The organism is Ectothiorhodospira sp. BSL-9 (assembly GCF_001632845.1).
Classification (GTDB): domain Bacteria; phylum Pseudomonadota; class Gammaproteobacteria; order Ectothiorhodospirales; family Ectothiorhodospiraceae; genus Ectothiorhodospira.
The window spans coordinates 1,558,999-1,580,618 of record NZ_CP011994.1 but is presented as its reverse complement, the minus strand read 5'-3'; the positions used below and the strand labels follow the sequence as shown (position 1 = coordinate 1,580,618).

General features: G+C 64.3%; 15 protein-coding genes. 5 read left to right on the top strand and 10 right to left on the bottom strand.

Annotated elements, in window-relative coordinates:
• Window positions 1-4: 4 nt before the first annotated feature.
• Both ECTOBSL9_RS07430 and ECTOBSL9_RS07425 read right to left on the bottom strand, forming a co-directional pair.
• Window positions 5-862, bottom strand: coding sequence for an HDOD domain-containing protein (locus tag ECTOBSL9_RS07430; RefSeq protein WP_063464528.1), 858 nt, complete (start codon window positions 860-862; stop codon window positions 5-7).
• A gap of 142 nt (window positions 863-1,004) precedes the next feature.
• The gene (locus ECTOBSL9_RS07425) at window positions 1,005-2,564 is read right to left on the bottom strand and encodes a response regulator (RefSeq protein ID WP_063464527.1); all 1,560 of its coding nucleotides are present in this window, start codon (window positions 2,562-2,564) and stop codon (window positions 1,005-1,007) included.
• 189 nt (window positions 2,565-2,753) lie between these two features.
• On the opposite strand from ECTOBSL9_RS07425, the gene ECTOBSL9_RS07420 reads away from it, so the two are divergent.
• Both ECTOBSL9_RS07420 and ECTOBSL9_RS07415 read left to right on the top strand, forming a co-directional pair.
• Window positions 2,754-3,449 carry an SDR family oxidoreductase gene (locus ECTOBSL9_RS07420; protein WP_063464526.1) on the top strand — a complete coding sequence of 232 codons (696 nt, stop codon included), beginning with the start codon at window positions 2,754-2,756 and terminating at the stop codon, window positions 3,447-3,449.
• Between the two features lie 17 nt (window positions 3,450-3,466).
• Window positions 3,467-4,054 (top strand): FKBP-type peptidyl-prolyl cis-trans isomerase, encoded by a 588-nt coding sequence (locus tag ECTOBSL9_RS07415; RefSeq protein WP_063464525.1) that lies wholly within the window; start codon window positions 3,467-3,469, stop codon window positions 4,052-4,054.
• Between the two features lie 335 nt (window positions 4,055-4,389).
• On the opposite strand, the gene ECTOBSL9_RS07410 is transcribed toward ECTOBSL9_RS07415, so the two are convergent.
• The gene (locus ECTOBSL9_RS07410; protein ID WP_063464524.1) at window positions 4,390-5,931 is read right to left on the bottom strand and encodes a bifunctional GNAT family N-acetyltransferase/carbon-nitrogen hydrolase family protein; all 1,542 of its coding nucleotides are present in this window, start codon (window positions 5,929-5,931) and stop codon (window positions 4,390-4,392) included.
• 338 nt (window positions 5,932-6,269) lie between these two features.
• Window positions 6,270-10,031, bottom strand: coding sequence for a methionine synthase (gene metH, locus ECTOBSL9_RS07405; protein WP_063464523.1), 3,762 nt, complete (start codon window positions 10,029-10,031; stop codon window positions 6,270-6,272).
• Window positions 10,032-10,320: 289 nt separating this feature from the next.
• Between metH and ECTOBSL9_RS07400 the strand changes: the two genes are divergently transcribed.
• Complete coding sequence (locus tag ECTOBSL9_RS07400) at window positions 10,321-11,028, top strand: arginyltransferase (protein WP_063466071.1); 708 nt, start codon at window positions 10,321-10,323, stop codon at window positions 11,026-11,028.
• A gap of 45 nt (window positions 11,029-11,073) precedes the next feature.
• On the opposite strand, the gene ECTOBSL9_RS07395 is transcribed toward ECTOBSL9_RS07400, so the two are convergent.
• The 4 genes from ECTOBSL9_RS07395 to ampD form a co-directional block, all read right to left on the bottom strand.
• A complete protein-coding gene (locus ECTOBSL9_RS07395) occupies window positions 11,074-11,844 on the bottom strand; it encodes an inositol monophosphatase family protein (RefSeq protein WP_063464522.1) in 771 nt (256 codons plus the stop codon).
• Window positions 11,845-11,904: 60 nt separating this feature from the next.
• Window positions 11,905-12,510 (bottom strand): histidine phosphatase family protein, encoded by a 606-nt coding sequence (locus tag ECTOBSL9_RS07390; RefSeq protein WP_371259008.1) that lies wholly within the window; start codon window positions 12,508-12,510, stop codon window positions 11,905-11,907.
• Window positions 12,511-12,520: 10 nt separating this feature from the next.
• Window positions 12,521-13,465, bottom strand: coding sequence for a regulatory signaling modulator protein AmpE (ampE, locus tag ECTOBSL9_RS07385; protein ID WP_063464521.1), 945 nt, complete (start codon window positions 13,463-13,465; stop codon window positions 12,521-12,523).
• A gap of 158 nt (window positions 13,466-13,623) precedes the next feature.
• Window positions 13,624-14,187 (bottom strand): 1,6-anhydro-N-acetylmuramyl-L-alanine amidase AmpD, encoded by a 564-nt coding sequence (gene ampD, locus ECTOBSL9_RS07380; RefSeq protein WP_063466069.1) that lies wholly within the window; start codon window positions 14,185-14,187, stop codon window positions 13,624-13,626.
• Window positions 14,188-14,320: 133 nt separating this feature from the next.
• Between ampD and rep the strand changes: the two genes are divergently transcribed.
• Window positions 14,321-16,321: a DNA helicase Rep gene (gene rep, locus ECTOBSL9_RS07375; protein WP_063464520.1), complete on the top strand. Its 2,001-nt coding sequence runs from the start codon at window positions 14,321-14,323 to the stop codon at window positions 16,319-16,321.
• Between the two features lie 47 nt (window positions 16,322-16,368).
• Complete coding sequence (locus ECTOBSL9_RS07370; RefSeq protein ID WP_063464519.1) at window positions 16,369-18,093, top strand: potassium/proton antiporter; 1,725 nt, start codon at window positions 16,369-16,371, stop codon at window positions 18,091-18,093.
• 125 nt (window positions 18,094-18,218) lie between these two features.
• Here the strand turns inward: ECTOBSL9_RS07370 and ECTOBSL9_RS07365 are convergent, their stop codons facing one another.
• Both ECTOBSL9_RS07365 and ECTOBSL9_RS07360 read right to left on the bottom strand, forming a co-directional pair.
• The gene (locus ECTOBSL9_RS07365) at window positions 18,219-20,723 is read right to left on the bottom strand and encodes a heavy metal translocating P-type ATPase (protein WP_082829805.1); all 2,505 of its coding nucleotides are present in this window, start codon (window positions 20,721-20,723) and stop codon (window positions 18,219-18,221) included.
• A 142-nt stretch (window positions 20,724-20,865) separates the two neighbouring features.
• Window positions 20,866-21,495, bottom strand: a complete 630-nt coding sequence (locus ECTOBSL9_RS07360; RefSeq protein ID WP_063464518.1) for an OmpA family protein — start codon at window positions 21,493-21,495, stop codon at window positions 20,866-20,868.
• Window positions 21,496-21,620: the final 125 nt, after the last annotated feature.

The following is a 21,620-nucleotide window of genomic DNA, read 5'->3' as shown; positions in this document are numbered from 1 at the left end:
CATGTCACCCATGGTCAAGGATCAGGGCCTCCACTTCCACCACCTGATGCTGGGCCCGGTCGATGATGGAGGGCAGCACGGAGGGGTCCAGGCCGGAGCGTTCCCAGGCCTCTGCCTCGATGGGCGGTGCATCCCGGGGATCGCGGGTGTCCACCTCGGCCATGTGGGCGACGGTGTTGGCAATGTGCACCAGGGCCACGGCGGTCTGGTGTTCCCTGGCCGCGGCGGGTTCATGGTGATAGCGGATGCAGGCCAGCAGCTTTTCAGGCAGATGCCAGTGGGCAGCCAGTTCGCCGCCCACCTGGGCATGGTCGTAGCCCAGCACGTCCCGCTCCGCCTTCTGGGGCGGCATGCGCCCGGCGTTCTGCAGACCCAGCAGGAAGGCCTCGTGGGCCTCATCGGGCTCGCGATTGAAGATCAGCAGGCGGCCGATGTCGTGCAGCAGGCCGGCAATGAACATGGTCTCGCCGTCGCGCATCTTCAGGTCTTCGCTGAGCAGCCGGGCCACCAGGCCGCAATAGATGCTGTGGCGCCAGAAGTCCTCCATGGACATCAGGTCGTTGGGGATGCCATCGAAGACCTTGGTGACGGTGGTGGCCAGTACCAGGTCACGGATCTGTCGGGTGCCGATCACCTGCACGGCCCGGGTGATGGTATCAATCCGGCTGGACAGGCCATAGAAGGGACTGTTGGCCAGCTGCAGCAGGCGAATGGTGAGCGCTGGATCCTGGCTGATCACCCGGCCGATGTCCGCTGCGGTGGACTCATCGTCGTCCACCATGGCGTTCAAACGGCTGGCCACCGCAGGCAGGGAGACCAGTCCGGCCCCTTGTTCCACCAGTTCCTCAATACTCAGTGACATGCCATCTCCCGGTTCTCCACTGCCAAGCGTGAGCGGGCAGGCTTCTCTGGATGATAGACCAGATCACGCTGCCCGCAGGCACCTGTCGCCATCATACACCCTCAGGTTTGCCCAATAGCACCGGGGAGCCCAACCGGAAGACCTACAGCAGCGCCCCGCCCAGGAAAAAGGCCAGCAGCATCAGCGCGACGACACCCACACCGGCCAGTGCCAGGTTGCGCTGGAATCGGCGGCGTTGCTGGTTTTCCTCCCAGCGATGCACCGAGGTGTCGCGGGCGCTTTGGGTGGCGGACGGTTTCGGTGTGGGGGCGGGGGCGGGGTCGGCCACAGGCTGGGCGGGCTGTTGGGACGCGGCCTTCTCGTCTCCCCGGGAGACGGAGCTTTCCAGGGCGTCCAGGGCCTCGGCGAGTTGTGCCTCCAGGTGCTTGCGCTTTTCCGCTTCCTGGCGTTCCAGTTGCTGTTGCCTTTTCTCCATGAGGTTCAGTTCGCCGCGCAGGGCACGCAATTCACCCTGGGAGGCCTCCCGCTCCTGTTCCATGCGCTCCACGCGCGAGATGGCCTGCACCAGTTCGTCCTCCACCTGCAGCCGGGCCAGTTCCGCAGCCTCCGCACGGGCCTGGAGATTACCCTGCGATTCTCCGGAGGCTCTGCCGTTGGAGCTGGCCAGGGCCCGTTCGGCGGCCCCGGTGCGTTCCCGGGCGGATTCCAGTTCGGCCTTGAGGCGGCGCACCTCGTCGGCGTCCCCCTCGGCAGGCTCCTGACGCATTTGCTCAAGCTCCTGGCGCAGGGCGTGGAGTTCTCCCTGGGCCTGATCCCGGGCCGCCGAGGCCTCCCGGGTCTGGGAATCCCGCTCCAGCAGTTGGGCGGAGGCTTCCTGCAATTCCCCTTGCAGCCCCTCCATGCGCTCCCGGCCAAGTTCAGCCTGCTCCTGTTGTTCGTGCAGGCGGGTGCGTAGCTGTCCGTTGGCCCGTTGGGCCTCTTCCAGGGCCTCGCGCTCCTTGGCCAGGTCGGCCTCCAGGGCGGCGATGCGGTCCTTGGCGTCGCGTTCGTCCGAGGTCTGCTGGCGCAGCATGAGTTCGGTACGCAGTTGGTGCATGTCGCCCTGCAGCCGCTCCCGCTCCTTGACGGCGGACCGGGCCTGGGTCTGGGCATGTTCCAGTTGTTCGCGCAGGGTCTTGATTTCGGTCTGGGCGGCCGCCAGAGCAGCTGTGTCCGGATGGGGTTCGGCAGCGGGCCGGGGTGCGGGCTCCGCCTTGGGGGCGGGGGCGGTCGCTGCGGGGGCCGTTTCTCCTCCTGCCAGCAGTTGCTCGGTGGTCTTCAGCACATGGTCGGCGCGAAAGGGTTTCATCACCACGCCGTTGGCGCCGCGCTCGGCGGCCTTGCGCCGGGTGCCTTCGTCGTCCTCGTTGCCGGTGACGATGATCACGGGGAGGGACTTGAGGCGGGCGTCGTCACTCTCGCGGATGCGCTGCAGCAGGCCGTAACCATCCAGCTGGGGCATGGAGAGGTCGGTGAACACGCAGGCGATGCCGGGATTCTGCTCCAGCAGGGTCCAGGCCTCCATGCCATCGGGGGCATCCACCACCTGGTAGCGCCGCCGCAGGATCTTGTTGAGCGCCTGGCGCATCACGCGGGAGTCGTCCACCACCAGAATCAGTGGTGCGTCGTCCTGCGGGCCGCTGGTATCGGCTGGTGAGGTCATTGGCGCTTCCCCCTGTTTCACGGTGGTTGTTTTGGTGTCCAGTATGCCCCGGTGCAAGTTTAGCCGTAACCCCGGCGGGGGCGCGGCCTGACAGTCTGGTCGGCGCTTCCTTTCGTCGGCGCCTTGATAGCGGCACCGGGGCGGTTCATCATCACGGCCATCATATTCCATCTGGGAGGATTGTCTGACATGTCTGAAACCGTACTCATCACTGGGGCCAACCGTGGTATTGGCCTGGAAATGACCCGTCAGTTCGCGGATGCCGGTTTTCGGGTGTTTGCCTGTTGCCGCAATCCGGAGGGCGCACGGGATCTGAGCCGGTTGGCGGCCAGCAAGCAGGGACAGGTGAGCCTGCATCCGCTGGATGTGACCAACCCGGCGCAGATCCAGGCCATGGTGGACATGCTGGGGGATACGCCGCTGGATATCCTGATCAATAACGCGGGGGCCTTTGGTCCGACAACGCCCTTTGGCGATACGGATGTGGAGGCCTGGCTGGACACCTTACGGGTGAATACGGTGGCGCCGCTGAAGATGATGGAGGCGCTGGTGGATCGGGTGGCTGCGAGTGATCGGCGCTTGATGGTGAACATTACCAGCAAGATGGGCAGCATCGCGGACAATGGTTCGGGTGGGTTGTATGTGTATCGCTCCACGAAGGCGGCCTTGAATGCGGTGGTGGCCAGTGCGGCGCTGGATCTGCAGCCGCGCGGGATCACGGTGGTGGCGATGCATCCGGGTTGGGTGCTGACGGATATGGGGGGGCCCAGTGCGGAGATGACGGTGACGGAGAGTGCGACGGCGCTGCGGGGGTTGATGGATGACATCACGCCGGCGGATGCGGGGCGGTTCATGGATATCAATGGAGCGGATATTCCCTGGTAGGGGCTGGGGCGCTGACGATGCTTGTTTCGCTGTTGCGTAATGTGCTGTTTCTGGCGGTGGTCAGTCTGATTTCGCTGGTGCTTATTTTTGTGGGGGCGCGCAGTTGTGGGTTGACGCCGGAGCAGCAGGAGGATGAGCGGTTGTTGGCGGAGTTGAATATTGAGGAGGGGGATGCGTACCGGTCGGCGAATGCGGCTCGGCCGGGGGTGGTGACGTTGTCCAGTGGTTTGCAGGTGGAGGTGCTGGAGTTGGGGGATGGGCCGGTGCCGGAGCGGGATGATCGGGTGTTGGTGCATTACCGGGGGATGCATCTGGATGGTCGTGTCTTTGATAGTTCGTATCGTCGGGAGTTGCCGGCGGTGGTGGCGGTGGAGGATACGATTCCGGGCTGGCGGGAGGCGTTGGTGAATCTGCCGGCTGGGAGTGAGGTGCGGTTGGTGGTGCCTTACAATCTGGCTTATGGGCCTGGGCGGGCTGGGGATGTGATTGGTCCGGGGGAGACGTTGGTCTTTGAGTTGGTGTTGCTGGAGGTGCTGGGGCCGGTTGAGGTGGTTGAGGAGGTGTTTGATCCGATGCAGGAGACGGTGCCTGGACTGGGGCGGTGAGATTGATCCGGGTGGCAGGCCTGTTGGTGCGGGGTATCCCTTTCCGCGGGTCGCCGTGAATACGTCCATGTAGGCTTGAGCAGCCGCTTCCCGCGGCTGACACCCGCTCCAAGGAATACCCCACCCCGACTGGCCCGGATACATTGGGGCCCTACTGGGGGTGGCTATCAGGATTCGGGGCGCCATTTAGCGTGGGGGTTCTCCCTCCGCGGGTCGCCGTGAATACGTCCATGCAGGCTTGAGCAGCCGCTTCCTGCGGCTGACACCCGCTCCAAGGAATACCCCACCCCGACTGGCCCGGATACATTGGGGCCCTACTGGGGGGCTTTGGGCCCTCAGCGTTTCCAGCGGACGCTGTAGAGGTCGAGGCGGCGGTCGACCAGGTTGCGGACGCTGCCGTGGGTGCGCAGTTCCTTGAGGTTGTCCAGGTCCAGGTCGGCGATGAGGGTCATTTCGGTGTTGGGGGTGGCTTCGGCGGCCACGGCGTCGTGGGGGAAGGCGAAGTCGGAGGGGGTGAATACGGCGGCCTGGGAGTATTGCATGTCCATGTTTTCCACCCGCGGCAGGTTGCCGACGCTGCCGGAGATGACCACGTAGCATTCGTTTTCGATGGCGCGGGCCTGGGCGCAGCGGCGCACGCGCAGGTAGGCGTTCTTGGTGTCGGTCCAGAAGGGGACGAAGAGTACCTGCAGGCCTTGTTCGGCGAGGATGCGGGGCAGTTCGGGGAATTCCACGTCGTAGCAGATGAGGATGCCGATCTTGCCGAAGTCGGTGTCGAAGATGCGCACGTCGTTGCCGCCGCGCAGGCCCCAGTAGGCGCGTTCGTCGGGGGTGATGTGCAGTTTGTATTGTTTGTCCCAGCTGCCGTCGCGTCGGCACAGGTAGGAGACGTTGCGCAGTTCCTGGTCTTCGTACTCGGGCATGCTGCCGGCGATGATGTTGATGTTGTAGGACAGCGCGAGCTTGACCATTTCCTGGCGCAGGGGCTCGGTGTATTCGGCCAGGTGGCGTACGGCTTCGGCGGTGTTTTCCTGGTTGAACTGGGCCATCAGGGGGCCGTTGAAGAATTCGGGGAAGAGGATGATGTCGGACTGGTAGCCGGAGACGGCGTCGACGAAGTATTCCACTTGCTGGAGCAGGTCATCCAGGGAGTGCAGCGGCCGCATCTGCCATTGCACGGCGCCCACCCGGACCATCTGCTTGCTGCCGCCGATGAGTTTTTCCTTTTCATCGTAGTAGATGTTGATCCATTCGAGCAGGGTGGCGTAGGCCTGGGATTCCTTGTCGTCGGGCAGGTAGTCGTTGATGATCCGGCGCACGTGGAAGTCGTTGGAGAGCTGGAAGGTGAGCACCGGGTCGATGATCTCCTTGGATTTGACCAGTTCCACGTATTGTTGCGGGCTCATTTCTTCCCGGTGGTTGTAGTAACCCGGGATGCGGCCGCCGGCGACGATGGCGCGGAGGTTGAGCTTTTCGCACACTTCCTTGCGGGCGTCGTAGAGGCGGCGACCCAGGCGCAGGCCGCGGTATTCGGGGTGTACGAAGACGTCGACGCCGTAGAGGGTGTCGCCGTCGGGGTCGTGGGTGGTGAGGTAGCCTTTGCCGGTGATTTCCCAGTAGCGGTGCCGGTCGCCCCAGCGGCGGTAGTCGACGATGAGGCTGATGGCGGCGGCCACGACCTTGCCGTTGTCCTCGATGCAGATCTGGCCTTCGGGGAAGCGTTGTATCTGGGATTCGAACTGTTCCCGGGTCCAGGCGCCATCCAGGCCCTGGTATACCGCCTCCATGATTTCTTCGATGTCCTTGTAGTCATCGAGGCGCGTGTTGCGCAGGGTAAGGCGGTGTTCGTCGTGGTCCGATTCTGGTGCGTCCGACATGGGGTATTGCTCCGGCACAGGATGGGGTTTGGGTGGCCGATCAGGATAGCGGAAAATGCAGTTGACAGGGGGCTTGCGAGGCCGCCCCTGAGATGGGACGGAGAGCTTGCTGGACAGACAGGCAGTGGGCTTTGGGCGGGGGCTTGCGGGACGGCCCTGGGGTGGGTGTGACCCGCGCCGGGACGCCGTGAATACGTCCCTGTAGGCTTGACGACCGCATCCCTGCGGTCGACACCCGGCGCAGGTCACACCCACCCCAGGGCCTGCTTCATTGCCCCCGAAGCCAGTTAGTTTCTCCCCTCTCCCCTCGGGGAGAGGGGCCGGGGGTGAGGGCGCGATCAGTCCGGATCGTAACCCAGGTTCGGCGCCAGCCAGCGCTGGGCGTCGTCCAGGTCCATGCCCTTGCGCTTGGCGTAGTCTTCCACCTGGTCCCGGTTGAGCTTGCCCACGCCAAAGTAGCGTGATTCCGGGTGCGAGAAGTAAAAGCCGGACACGGACGAGGCCGGGTCCATGGCATAGCTGTCGGTGAGGGTCATGCCGGCATTTTCCACCGGGTCGATCAGCTCCCACAGCAGGCCCTTCTCGGTGTGCTCCGGGCAGGCCGGGTAGCCGGGTGCCGGGCGGATGCCCTGGTATTTCTCCTTGATGAGCTCTTCGTTGCTCAGGCCTTCATCCGCTGCGTAGCCCCAGAACTCACGGCGCACCCGTTCGTGCATGTGCTCGGCGAAGGCTTCTGCCAGACGGTCGGCCAGGGCCTTGAGCATGATGGCGGAGTAGTCGTCGTTGTCCTTCTCGAAGCGTTCCACGTGCTGGTCGATGTCGCCGCCGGTGGTGACCGCGAAGGCACCCAGGTAGTCGTTCAGGCCGGTGTCCCTGGGGGCCAGGAAGTCGGCCAGGCACATGTTGGGGGCCTGGCGCGGCTTGCGGGTCTGCTGACGCACGTTGTGCAGGCGCATCAGCTCCTCGGTGCCGGCTTCGTCCTTGAACAGCTGGATGTCGTCCTCGTCCACGGTGTTGGCGCGGAAGAAGCCCACGACGCCACTGGCCTTGAGCCAGCCCCCGTCGATGATCTGCTGCAGCATGGGCTTGGCGTCGTCGAACAATTTGCGGGCCTCCTCGCCGACCACTTCGTCATCCAGGATGCGCGGATAGGCGGCGTGCAGGTCCCAGGCGCGGAAGAACGGGGTCCAGTCGATGTAGTCCACCAGTCTGTCCAGCGGGTAGTCCTCGAAGCGCAGCAGTACGCTGTCCTGGCCTTCGGTGCGCAGGATCTTCGGGGCCGGACCGCCCTTGTCCATGCCGGTGTCGCCATCCAGCACCGCCGGGCGCGGCGGGGTGTAGCCGGACCAGTCGATGGGGGTCTTGTTGGCCCGGGCCTCGTCCAGCTTGAGCCAGTCCTGCTTCTTCTGACGGGCGCCGTGCTGCTCGCGCACCTCGGCGTATTCCTTGGAGATCTTCTCGGCATAGGGGCCGCGCAATTCCGGGCTCACCAGGCTCTGGGCCACGCCCACGGCGCGGGAGGCATCCTTCACCCAGACGGTGGGGCCTTCGTACTGGGGCGAGATCTTCACCGCGGTATGGGCACGGGAGGTGGTGGCGCCGCCCACCATGAGCGGGGTCTTCAGGCCCACGCGCTGCAGTTCGGCGGCGAAGTTGGACATCTCTTCCAGGGAGGGGGTGATCAGGCCGGACAGGCCAATCACGTCCACCTTGTGCTCCTGGGCGGCCTCCAGGATCTTCTGGCCCGGCACCATCACGCCGATGTCGATGACCTCGAAGTTGTTGCACTGGAGCACCACGCCGACGATGTTCTTGCCGATGTCGTGCACGTCGCCCTTCACCGTGGCCATGAGGATGCGGCCATTGTTCTTCGAGTCGTCGGTCTTCTCGGCCTCGATGTAGGGGATCAGATGGGCCACGCCCTTCTTCATGACGCGGGCGGACTTCACCACCTGGGGCAGGAACATCTTGCCGGCACCGAACAGGTCGCCGACCACGTTCATGCCATCCATCAGCGGCCCTTCGATCACATGGATGGGGCGATCAAAGGTCTGACGGGCCTCTTCCACGTCTTCCACCACGTAGGCGTCGATGCCCTTGACCAGGGCGTGCCGGAGGCGCTCGGCCACGGGCAGTTCACGCCAGGACAGGTCTTCCTTCTTGGCCTCGGCGCCACTGCCACGGAATTCCTCGGCCATGTCCAGCAGGCGCTCGGTGGCGTCGTCGCGGCGGTTGAGGACCACGTCTTCCACGGCGTCGCGCAGCTTCTCGGGAATCTCGTCATACACCGCCAGCTGGCTGGCGTTGACGATGCCCATGTCCATGCCCGCCTTGATGGCGTGATACAGGAACACGGCGTGGATGGCCTCGCGCACCGGGTTGTTGCCCCGGAAGGAGAACGAGACGTTGGACACACCGCCGGACACCAGGGCATGCGGCAGGGTGTTCTTGATCTCGCGGGTGGCCTCGATGAAGTCCACGCCGTAGTTGTTGTGCTCCTCGATGCCGGTGGCAATGGCGAAGATGTTGGGGTCGAAGATGATGTCCTCGGCCGGGAAGCCCACCTGTTCGGTGAGGATCTTGTAGGCCCGCTGGCAAATCTCCACCTTGCGTGCCTGGGTGTCGGCCTGGCCTTCCTCATCAAAGGCCATGATCACCACGGCGGCACCGTAGCGGCGCAGCATCTTCGCCTGATAGATGAAATTCTCTTCGCCTTCCTTGAGCGAGATGGAGTTGACGATGCCCTTGCCCTGGATGCACTTGAGGCCGGCCTCGATCACTTCCCACTTGGAGGAGTCGATCATCACCGGCACCCGGGAGATGTCCGGCTCGGCGGCGGCCAGGTTCAGGAAGCGTGGCATCACTTCCATGGCGTCCAGCATGCCTTCGTCCATGTTCACGTCGATGATCTGGGCGCCGTTCTGCACCTGCTCGGCGGCCACTTCCAGGGCGGTTTCGAAGTCGCCGTCCTTGATCAGGCGCTTGAAGCGGGCGCTGCCGGTGACGTTGGTGCGCTCACCCACGTTCACGAACAGGGTGTCGGGGTCGATGTTGAAGGGCTCAAGACCGGACAGACGGCAAGCCGGCGGGATGTCGGGGATCTGGCGTGGCTCGTATTCCTTCACGGCCTCGCGGATGGCACGGATGTGGTCGGGCTGGGTACCACAGCAGCCGCCGACGATGTTCAGATGCCCTTCCTTGGCCCAGCGTGCCACTTCTTCGGCCACCTGCTCGGGGGTCTCGTCGTAGCCACCGAATTCGTTGGGCAGACCGGCGTTGGGGTGGGCCGAGACGCGGGTGTCGGCGATACGGGAGAGCTCTTCCACGTAGGGACGCATGTCCTTGGGCCCCAGGGCGCAGTTCAGGCCCACGGAGAAGGGCTGGGCGTGGCGCAGGGAGTTCCAGAAGGCCTCGGTGGTCTGACCGGTGAGGGTGCGGCCGGAGGCATCGGTAATGGTGCCGGAGATCATCACCGGCCAGCGCTCGCCACGATCGTCAAAGACGGTTTCCACGGCAAACACCGCCGCCTTGGCGTTCAGGGTGTCGAAGACGGTTTCGATCAGCAGGATGTCCACGCCGCCGTCGATCATGTTGTTGGCGGCTTCCTTGTAGGCTTCCACCAGGGCGTCGAAATGGGTGTTGCGCTTGCCCGGGTCGTTCACATCCGGGGAGATGCTGGCGGTGCGGTTGGTGGGGCCGAGGATACCGGCCACGAAGCGGGGGCGGTCCGGGGTCTTTTCCGTCCAGGCATCCGCCGCTTCGCGTGCCAGACGCACCGCTTCGCGGTTGATCTCCGGCACCAGGTCTTCCATCTCGTAGTCGGCCATGGCAATGCGGGTGGCATTGAAGGTGTTGGCCTCGATGATGTCAGCGCCGGCTTCGAGGAATTTTTCATGAACTTCCCGAATGATCTTGGGCTGAGTCAGAACCAGCAGATCGTTGTTGCCCTTGACGTCGCAGGGCCAGTCAGCGAAACGCTCACCGCGGTAGTCGGCCTCTTGCAGGCCATAGTTTTGAATGGTGGTACCCATACCACCATCCAGGATCATGATGCGGCGTTCGATCTCTTGCTCAAGCTTTCTAAGTCGGTCGGAATTCATAAAAATCAGTCCCGTTGCTTCACAGATAGCCGCATATCATAACATGTTTGAATAAATGGATTTTTACACTCCGCAAACCCGCGCCATGCGGGGCTTTCACCTGATCCAGGTCACAGTTTTCAACAGGGCGCTGTCCTACGCTTGTAACATGGTTCGCGAGGCATGTTCTGGGTCTCCTGCCTCCGGGCCATATACCTGACTGATTTGCGGGTTCTCCATCCTCACACTTGCGGGCCGCACACCATTGCGGCCCTTTTTTTGACGCCAAAGGAAACACCGGAAAGTGCATGTGCGCCGGAAGGAATCCCTGATCTTTTACGCCACCGTTCCCGATGTATGTCCCTACCTGGGGGATCGGGACATGGTGAGCGTGTTTGCCGATCCTCATCAGCCCATGGATCCGGCCTTGTATGGGGGGTTGATCGAACTGGGTTTTCGTCGCAGCGGCAATCATGTGTATCGCCATCAGTGCCGGGGCTGTCATGCCTGCATTCCGGTGCGTCTGCCCGTGGATCGATTCCGCCCGGATCGCAATCAGCGCCGGGTGGCCTCACGCAATCAGGACATCACCGTGCAGATCCGCTCACCGGCCTTCGACCTGGAGCATTTCCGGCTATACGAGCGCTACGTGAATACCCGTCATCATGGAGGGGGCATGGATGACCCCTCACCGGAGAGCTACTGGGGCTTCGTGGCCAGCCACTGGTGCTCGACCTCGCTGGTGGAATTTCGTCTGGGCGAGCAACTGGTGGGCGTGGCGGTCACGGATCAGGTGCCCGTCGGGTTATCAGCGGTGTACACCTATTTCGACCCGGATCTTGCCAGCCGCAGCCTGGGCACCCTGGCCATCCTCTGGCAGGTGCAGGCAGCCCGACGCATGGGGCTGCCCTATGTCTACCTGGGTTTCTGGAACGCGCAGACACCCAAAATGGCCTACAAGATCCGCTTTCAACCGGCCGAGGGCCTGGTGGACGGGATCTGGAAGCCGGTGCCTTAACGGCCTTGGAAGCGCCGGCCTGGCCCGGCAATTCAGGCCTGCAATTCAAGCCTGGCGATTCAGCATCTCCAGGGCAATGGCATGGAGTTCCGGTGTGGCCGCAGCCAGTACACTGGTGGTTTCCAGGGTGAGTGGCTGCCCCTCAAGATCAGTGAACACACCCCCGGCCTCGCGCACCACCACGGCCAGCGCGGCGATGTCCAGGATGTTCACATCCGACTCCACCACCAGGTCGATACGACCCGAGGCCAGCAGGTGGTAGTGGTAAAAATCCCCATAGCCCCGGGTACGGTTCACCCGCTGCACGATGCCGGACAATCCCTGCCAGCCAGGCCCGCCCGCCAGCGTCTTGATATTACCCAGGGACAGGGTGGCGTCCTCCAGGGTGGTGACGTTGCTCACCCGTATGGGCTTTTCCCCCAGAAAGGCCCCCTCCCCCTTGGCCGCATAGGCCATCTCCTCGAATTCCGGGGCATTGGATACACCCAGCACCAGCTCGCCGCCATGACGCAGGGCGATCTGGGTGGAGAAGAAGGGATAACGACGCACAAAGCTCTTGGTGCCGTCGATGGGGTCGATCAACCAGAGATATTCCGAGTCCATGCGCTCCTGGCCGGTCTCTTCCCCATAGGTACCATGATCGGGGAAGGCACCGAAGAGGACGGATTTGATGGCCTGCTCCGACTCCAGGTCGGCGATGGTCACCGGCGTCTGGTCCGGCTTGAGCTCCACCTCCACACCCTGACGATAATGGCGCTGGATCACGCCCTGGGCCTTGAGGGCGGCATCAATGGCAGTCTTGAGAAATGGACTCATGAAGATCCCCTGAAAGTGTGAAAGACCAGAAGGTTAACACGGCCAAGGGAGACCGGCCCTTCACGACACCCGGGTGCGATTCACGAATTCCAGCATCAATCCCCGCTCATCCCGGCGCAGGCGGGTCAGGCCCGCATAGGGCACCTTGATGCGGTACATGGCCTCCAGGGGCACATCCAGGGCTGCGCAGATGCCGGCACGGATCACGCCGGCGTGGGTCACCAGAAGCACGTGCTGACCGCGGTAACGGGTTTCCACCCGCGCCAGGGCGTCGGACACACGCCCGCGGAACTCCCCAAGGGGCTCAGCCCCCTGGGGCCTGTGTTTCAAAGGGTCCTGAAAGAAGGCCAGGTACTCATCCAGGCTATTAAGCTTGAGGTCCTCGTGACTGCGCCCCTCCCAGGCCCCGAACCCCACCTCCCTGAGGGCGGGTTCGACGGCCATTGGCAGACCCAGGCGCTGCGCCAGTTGCTCGGCAAAGCCCTGGCAGCGGGCCATGGGCGAGCTGACCAGGCGATCCCAGGGGCCGCCGGGATTGGCCTTGCCGCCCACCGCCTCCCACATCTGCCGCCAGCCCTCCTGGCTGAGGGGGTCGTCCACCCCGCTGCCCCGGTAACGCAGGCCGCCGGTGGGTTCGCCATGACGCAGCAGATCAATGCAGATCATTCAACACCTATCAGGCCAGACCAACGATGGTCAGCAGGGCCAGCACGGCCACGAAGGCGATCAGGGTGCGGAACACCAGGTTGGAGGCGCGTTCCACTGCGGAGCGGGCTTCCAGGGGGTCCTTCATGTCCACATCGTCCAACTGCACCGCCTCGGAACCGGCGTCGCGCAGCAGACGTTCGTTCTGCTCGGCCATGCCAGCCAGCGGGCCGGTAAAGTTGCTGCGCAGCACGGGGAAGGCCCGGTCAAAGGTGCCGGTGAGAGCATAACCCAGGGCCACCAGACGGGCCGGAATCCAGTCCAGCAGGGCCACCAGGCGCACCGCTGCCTGCCGGAAGCCGTCTTCCGTGGGCTCGGCCTGGGGCTTGTCCTCACCTGCCTTGCCCTGCTCGCCTTCGGCGGCCGCTGCCGGCTTCTCCTGCGCCATGGGGGCCTGCATCAGGTGAGAGAGACGATAGAGCACGGCACCCAGGGGGCCCAGGATCACGAACCAGAACAGCACGGCAAACAGTCGCGGATTGCTCTCGGACAGGGCCTTTTGCAGCACGGCGCTGGAGCGTTCTGCGGCATCGCCGGGTACGTTGTCTTCACCCAGCAGCTCACGGGCGTGCTTCATCTCCCGGTCCTCATCCTTCATGGCCCCGGCTTCCAGATAGGCATCCACCTGCCGGCTCAGGTCCTGTGGCCCCAGGCAGAACAGCAGCACGATCAGCCCCAGCAGCAGACCCACGATACCGGCCAGCATGCCACCCACCAGATGGAAGATCACGGCCACGATGACCAGTGGCACGGCCAGGGTCACCACGAGGGCCGCGGTGCCTCCCAGGCCAAACCCCTCGGCGCGCGCCCGGATCATGCCGGTCACACGCGTCAACCATGTGAAGCGTCGCAGGTTCTCAATGGCATGGGTCAGGCGTTCTACAACGACAGCGATGAGAATGGTGATCAGAGACATGGTGGATTTCCAAGGTTAAGAGGGTACGCAAAGTTTCGTTGTTCGAATTCCCGCATGCAAGGTCAAACAATACCAAAATCACCCGTGGGGGTTTACTAAATACCGATCACTTGATCCAGTTCCGGGAAACTCAACAAACCCAAGAAAACAACTTGGATTTACCCCCTCTGACAGGACCTGCCCAGACACCCCTCAAACCGTTGCCAGTCAAAGCATGGACCAGGGTCCGTCTTGCGCCCGGGGGCGATGTCCGAATGGCCGACGACGGGCCTGCCTCGCAAGGATTCATAAGCTTGTTCCAGCACACCAATCACCTGGGATGCGCGCTCATACTGCACCGCGGCAAAAGGAGAATCATCCGCACCCTCCAGTTCGATACCAATGGAAAAATCATTGCAACGTTCGCGCCCTTCAAAACGTGAAACCCCGGCATGCCAGGCCCGCTCGTCAAAGGGGACATACTGCACCAGCGCACCATCCCGACGCACCAGTAAATGGGCCGACACCCTGAGGGTGTGGATCTGCTCGAAATAGGGATGCTCGGCGGGGTCCAGCGCGTTGGTGAACAGCTGATCGATCCACGGCCCCCCGAACTGCCCGGGGGGCAGGCTGATGGCATGGATCACGATCAGTTCGGGGGCCACACCCGGCGGCCGGGGGTCATGGTTGGGTGAGGGCGTGTGGGTGGCGGGATGGAGCCAGCCCTGGGGGGTGATGTGCATGCAGTGATCCTTGGGCATCATCGGATTCATGGATCATCGATGATACCGACGCAACGACGACAACCCACGCCTGTCAGCCGACCGACCTCGCAGGTACAATACGACGCCCCCTGCCCTTCGCCCCCGGCGCCCCATGGACACACTCAACCCGCAACAACGTGCCGCCGTCGAGTATGTGGACGGCCCCCTGCTGGTGCTGGCCGGTGCCGGTAGCGGCAAGACCCGCGTGATTACCCAGAAGATCGCCCATCTCATCCGGGACAAGGGCATGGCGCCGCGGCATATCGCCGCCATCACCTTCACCAACAAGGCCGCCCGGGAGATGAAGGAACGGGCGGGCAAGCTGCTCTCCCGGGAGGAGAGCCGCGGACTGACCGTTTCCACCTTTCACACCCTGGGGCTGGACTTCATCCGCCGCGAGATCCGTCAACTGGGCTACCGGCCCGGTTTTACCATCTTCGATGCCGCCGATGCCCTGTCCCTGCTCAAGCAGCTCACCCATCGCAACGACGAGGGCGTGGAGGTGGAGGCCGCGCGGCATCGCATCAGTCGCTGGAAAAACGATCTGATCAGCGCCGAGGCGGCCCTCTCCCATGCCGCCGACGAGGTGGAGGCCGGCCAGGCGCGCCTGTATGCCGCCTACCAGCGGGCCCTGAAGGCCTACAACGCCGTGGATTTCGATGACCTGATCATCCTGCCGGTGCGACTGATGGAGGAGAACCTTGAGGTGCGCGATCGCTGGCGCCACCGCCTGCGGCACCTGCTGGTGGACGAGTATCAGGATACCAACGCCTGTCAGTACCGCCTGGTGAAGCTCCTGGTGGACGTGGAAGGGGGCCTCACGGCGGTGGGCGATGATGACCAGTCCATCTATGCCTGGCGCGGCGCCCGCCCGGAGAACCTGGTCACCCTGCAGGAGGACTTCCCGCGCCTGAAGATCGTCAAGCTGGAACAGAACTACCGCTCCACCAACGTGATCCTGCAAACGGCCAACCGACTCATCGCCAACAACCCTCACGTGTTCGAAAAGCGCCTGTGGAGTGGCCTGGGCAAGGGCGAGGCGATTCGCATCCTGCCCTGCAAGGACGGTGAGCACGAGGCCACCCGGGTGGTCTCGGAGATCATGAAGCACCGCTTCAAGCACCGCACCGACTACAAGGACTACGCCATCCTCTACCGGGGCAATCATCAGGCGCGGGTGTTCGAAAAGCTGCTGCGGGAGAACAGCATCCCCTACAAGGTCAGTGGCGGGCAGTCCTTCTTCGAACGTGCCGAGGTGAAGGATGTGCTGGCCTATCTGCGCCTGCTGTCCAACCCGGATGATGACAGCGCCTTTTTGCGCATCGTCAACGTGCCGCGCCGGGAGATCGGCGCCGGCACCCTGGAGAAGCTGGGGGAATATGCCTCATCACGCCATGTGAGCCTGTTCACCGCCAGCCAGGAGATGGGGCTGACGGAGGTGCTGTCGAGTCGCGCCGTGGGCCGTGTGCAGGGCTTTGCCGACTGGCTGCGGGAGCACAGCATGAAGGCCGGCCAGGACGATCCGGCCCGGGTGGCCCGCGCCCTGGTGGAAGACATGCGCTACGAGGACTGGCTGCTGGAACAGAGCGCCAACCCCAAGGCCGCCAGCCGGCGCATGGAGAACGTGAACGAGGTGCTGGACTGGATGGGCCGACTGTCCAGGGAGGGGGCCGCCGGAGGCAAGAACATCGGCGAGATCGTGGCACACATGACGCTGATGGACATCCTGGACCGGGCCGGCGGCGAGGCCGAGGCGGACGGGGTGCACCTGATGACCCTGCACGCGGCCAAGGGCCTGGAGTTCCCCTATGTGTTCCTGGTAGGCATGGAAGAAGAGCTGCTGCCCCACCGGGTGAGCCTGGAGGAGGACACCCTGGAGGAGGAGCGCCGTCTGGCCTACGTGGGGATCACCCGGGCCCAGAAGGGTCTCACCCTCACCTATGCCTGTCGCCGCACCCGTTATGGCGAGATCGTGGACTGCGAACCCAGCCGCTTCCTGCAGGAGTTGCCGGAAGAATTCCTGGAATGGCCCGACGCCAAACCACCGGACCCGGAGGAGGTGAAGCTGACCGGCAAGGCCCACCTGAGCAACCTGAAAAGCCTGCTCGGTTAGGCTCTGCCCAGTTAGGTAATGGAACATCGGCCTGATAGAGTTTAACCATGGACCTCACCAACCAGATCATTCTCATGGGCAGCCTGGTGCTGCTTGCCAGCGTGCTGGCCGGCGTCATCACACGGCGGCTGGGTGTGCCTTTGCTGCTGGTGTTCCTGCTCATCGGCATGCTTATGGGAGAGGAAGGCCCTGGAGGCATCGAATTCAAGGATGTGCAGATCGCACATCTGTTCGGCAGCCTGGCCCTGGCCATCATCCTCTTCGACGGCGGCATGCGCACACCCATCTCCAGCTTCCGGGTGGGGCTGAGGCCAGCCCTGGGGCTGGCCACCATCGGCGTGATGATCACGGCGGGACTCACCGGGGCCTTCGCCGCCTGGTGGCTGGAGCTGAACTGGATGGTGGGTCTGCTGCTGGGGGCCATCGTCGGCTCCACCGACGCGGCGGCGGTGTTCTCCCTGCTCCACTCCCGGGGGCTGGAACTCAAGCAGCGGGTGGGCGCCACCCTGGAGATCGAGTCCGGCAGTAACGACCCCATGGCCATCTTCCTGACCATTGCCTTCATCGAAGTCATCGTGGGCGATCACGGCAACATGGGCCTGACGGTGCTCTGGGAGTTCGTCAAGCAGATGGGGCTGGGGGCCGCGGTGGGGCTGGCCGGCGGGCTGGGCCTGGCCTGGCTCATCAATCGCCTGGAGATCCCCCAGGGCCTGTATCCGCTGGCGGCCATGGCCGGGGGCCTGAGCATCTTCGGTGTGGCGGCGGTGATGGATGGCAGCGGCTTTCTGGCCATCTACCTGGCGGGCCTGCTGCTGGGCAATCGGCCGCTGCAAGCGGCCCAGTACATCAACCGTTTTCATGATGGCATCGCCCAACTCGCCCAGATCGGCATGTTCCTGATGCTGGGGCTGCTGGTCACCCCCTCCGAGCTGGTGCCGGTGGCTGTGGATGCCCTGCTCATCGCTGCCGTACTGATCCTGGTGGCCCGCCCCATTGCCGTGTGGCTGTGCCTGCTGCCGTTTCGCTTCCCCTGGCGGGAGCAGGCCTTTGTGGGCTGGGTGGGGCTGCGCGGGGCCGTGCCCATCATCCTGGCCCTGTTCCCCTTCCTGGCCGGGATCGACGAAGCGGAGATGCTGTTCAACATCGTCTTCTTCGTGGTGCTGATCTCGCTGCTGGTACAGGGCTGGACGGTGTCCACCTTCGCCCGCCTGTTCAAGCTGGAGGTCCCCCCCACCAACCATCTGGTGCAGCGGGTGGAGCTGGACATCCCCGGGCAGCAGGAACTGGAACTGGTGGGTTACCGGTTGATGGAGACCACGCCGGTGGTACGGGAGAAGTGGACCAGCTTCACCCTGCCCCGCAGCGTGCGTATCGTGGCCCATCTGCGGGACAAGGTGCTGCTGGACGCCCTGAACATGCTGGATCTGCGGCCGGGGGATTATCTGTATCTGATGGCCTCGCCCCATGACCTGAAGGCCCTGGACCGCCTGTTCGTGGCCAGCGAGGCCCCCGAACGCCTGTCGGAGCGCCAGTTCTTCGGGGAGTTCGTGCTCAACGGGGTGGCCAGACTGGATGATCTGTCCCTGGCCTACGGGATCGCCGTGCCCGAGGAGGCGCGGGGGCTCACCCTGGATGAGTTCCTGCGTCGTTCCCTGAACACCCAGCCGGTGGTGGGTGACCGCTTGAAGCTGACGGGTGTGGAACTGGTGGTGCGGGAGGTCTCGGGCGACCGCATCATCAGGGTGGGCCTCAAGCTGAGCAAGTCCCGGTAGGGCGTCGTCTTGGAGAGCCACTGACAGCAGCCCAAAAAAAAGGGGTCCAGACGGACCCCTAAACATGCGAGAAGAGAAGAGAAAAGCGACACACGAGTTAAATAATACTCGTTCTCATTTTCATGTCAAGCCGTCGATGAAATTTTTTCCGGATGGAATCGCTTGAGCCGCAGGGCATTGCTGAGCACCGACACCGAAGACAGGGACATGGCGGCCGCCGCGAACACCGGCGAGAGCAGCAATCCGAACACGGGATACAGCACCCCGGCGGCCACCGGCAGCAGGGTGACGTTGTAGGCAAAAGCCCAGAAGAGGTTCTGCTTGATGTTGCGCAGGGTGGCCCGGGACAGGGCGATGGCGTTGACCACATTGCCCAGGTCATCGGACATGAGCACCACATCCGCTGATTCCATGGCCACGTCGGTGCCCGAGCCAATGGCGATGCCCACATCCGCCCCTGCCAGGGCCGGGGCATCGTTGATGCCATCCCCCACGAAGGCCACCCGGGTGCCGCCCTCCCCCCGCAGGCGGGCCACCTCATCGGCCTTGCCATCGGGCAGCACCTCCGCCAGCACCTGATCGATGCCCAGATCCCGGGCCACGGCCTCGGCGGTACGGCGGTTGTCCCCTGTGATCATCACCACCTTCAGGCCCAGGTCGTGCAGGCGCTGAACCGTTCGCCGGGCCGATTCCTTGGGCGGATCGGCCACACCCAGCAGGGCCATCAGCTGTCCGTCCACGGCCATCAGCAGCGGCGTGCGGCCCTGTTCCGCCAGCGACTCGGCGGCCTCCCGGACTGCATCGGCATCCACACCGGACTCGTCCAGATAACGCCAGGAGCCGATACGCACCTCCTGACCATCCACCGTCCCACTCACCCCCTTGCCGGGGATGGCTTCGAAGGCCTGTACGTCCAGTTCCCCTGCGTTGGCATCCGACGCCTGGGCGGCGCGCACAATGGCCTGGGCCACCGGATGCTCGGAACGGGACTCCAGGGCCCCGGCCAGGGCCAGTACCCGCTCCCGGGACAGGTCCCCCTGGGTGACCACATCGGTGAGTTCCGGGCGCCCCCGGGTGAGGGTGCCGGTCTTGTCCATGGCCACCACTTCCACGTCCCGCAGGGCCTGCAGGGCATCGCCACCGCGAAACAGCACCCCCATCTCCGCGCCCTTGCCGGTGCCCACCATGATGGAGGTGGGTGTGGCCAGTCCCATGGCGCAGGGGCAGGCGATGATCAGCACCGCCACGGCATTGACCAGGGCCAGGGTGAGGGCCGGGGCGGGGCCGAAGATCATCCAGACAATGAAGGTAAGCAGGGCCACGCCGATGACCATGGGCACGAAGTAGCGGGTGACGTGGTCCACCAGGGCCTGGATGGGCAGGCGCGAGGCCTGGGCGGACTCCACCATGCGGATGATCTGCGCCAGCACGGTGTCGGCGCCCACACGCCTGGCACGAACGGTCAGGGAACCCTGGCCGTTGATGGTGCCACCCACCACCTCGCCACCCGCCTGCTTGTCCACCGGGATGGGTTCGCCGGTGATCATGGACTCATCCACCCAGGATTGGCCCTCCACCACCTCACCATCCACCGGAATGCGCTCCCCGGGACGGACCTGAACCCGCTCGTCCACCTGAACCTGATCCACGTCCACATCCTGCCAGGCCCCATCACGCCACACCCGGGCGCCGCGGGGCTTGAGTCCCATGAGCTTGCGGATGGCCTCGGAAGTGGCGCCCTTGGCCCGGGCCTCCAGGAAGCGGCCCACCAGCACCAGGGTGATGATCACCATGGAGGCCTCGTAATACACATGCACCGACTCCGCCGGCAGCACCCCGGGCAGGAAGGTGGCCACCACCGAGTAGCCATAGGCCGCCGAGGTGCCCAGCATCACCAGGGAGTTCATGTCCGGGGCACCGCGCACCAGGGCCGGCCAGCCCTTGCGATAGAAACGCAGCCCCGGGCCGAACTGCACGGCGGTGGCCAGCACGAAGAACAACAGATACACGGCCTGGGTGCCCACGGCCCCGTGCACCGCCTCGTGAAAGGCGGGAATGAAGTGCCCGCCCATGTCCAGCACCACCACGGGCAGGGTCAGGGCGGCTGCCAGCATGACGGCGCGGCGCAGGCCGGTGAGTTCCGCCGCGCGTTTGGCCCGCTCCCGATCCTCCCGGTCGGGGCCGGCCTCGAGAGGCTTGCTCTCATAGCCCGCGTCGGTGACGCGGCCCGCCAGGTCCGCGGCGGTGATGGCACCGGTCAGCACCGTCACCCGGGCCTGGCCATTGGCCAGGTTCACGGCTGCCTCCACCACACCGGGCGTCTGATCCAGTACCCGTTGCACGCGGCTGGAGCAGGCCCCGCAGTTCATGCCCTGCACATCCAGCACCAGGGTGTCGGTTTCCACCTGATAGCCGGCATCCTCCACCGCCTGGCGCAGGGCGCCGGTGTCGGGCAGGTCGTGATCGCTTTCGATGGTGGCCTTTTCGGTGGCCAGGTTGACACTCACCCGGTCCACGCCAGGCACCGCGCGCAGGGCATCGTCAACGCGACCCACGCAGGACGCGCAATTCATGCCGCCGATGGACAGGGTCAGTGGAGAGGTATTCTGGGAGGACGAAGGATTGGACATGGGCCGATCGGTGACTGAGCAGGGTACTCAGGTTATGACGGATCGGCGTTTCGGGTAAATCCCCCTGAAGATGAGAAGGGGGGGCAGGAAGCCCCTCTCCCGCTTGCGGGAGAGGGGGTGTTGGGGTGAGGGCCGGCGGGCCTTAGTTCACCCGTTCCGTCTTCTCGATACGGATCTCGACGCGACGGTTCTCCTGACGACCTTCCTTGGTGTCGTTATAGGCCAGCGGACGATCGGGACCATAACCCACCGTGGTCATCACATCAGCGGGCACGCCCTGCTCCACCAGATAGTCCTTGACGGCATCGGCACGATTCTGGGACAGGGTCTGATTATAGGAACGGGAGCCGGTGCTGTCGGTGTGGCCGGCGATCATCACGCGCTCCAGATCATCCCCCACATCCATGATACGGCGGGCAACGGCGTCCAGTTCGGTGGTGGCAGCCGGGGACAGCTCATACTTATCAAAGGCGAACAGCACTTCCGAGCCCAGGGTGATGGTCTCGTAGCGCGGCTCCGGCTCGGGGGCCGGCTCGGGTTCCGGCTCGGCGCGCGGCTCGGGTTCCGGCTCTGGCGCCACGTATCCCTGGCAGCCCTCGATGGCCAGATCCTGTTCCCAACGCGGCGTGTGCACGCAATCACCGGAGCCATCGCGCACCACATTGCCGCGGGGATCCACCGTGTAACCAGTCGAGGCTGATGCGGCCGGAATGCTGGCAAACATCAGCACAGTGGCCAGCCCAACGCCACAGGTCAGGGTCATTTTTTGCATATTCTTTTCTCCTTATCTCTCTTCACGTCTGTAACACCATACAAGATATGGGGCCCGGATGCGTAGTGCCCCGGGCCGCGCCACAAAACAACAAAGCCCCGCACAAGGCGGGGCTTTGCAGACTG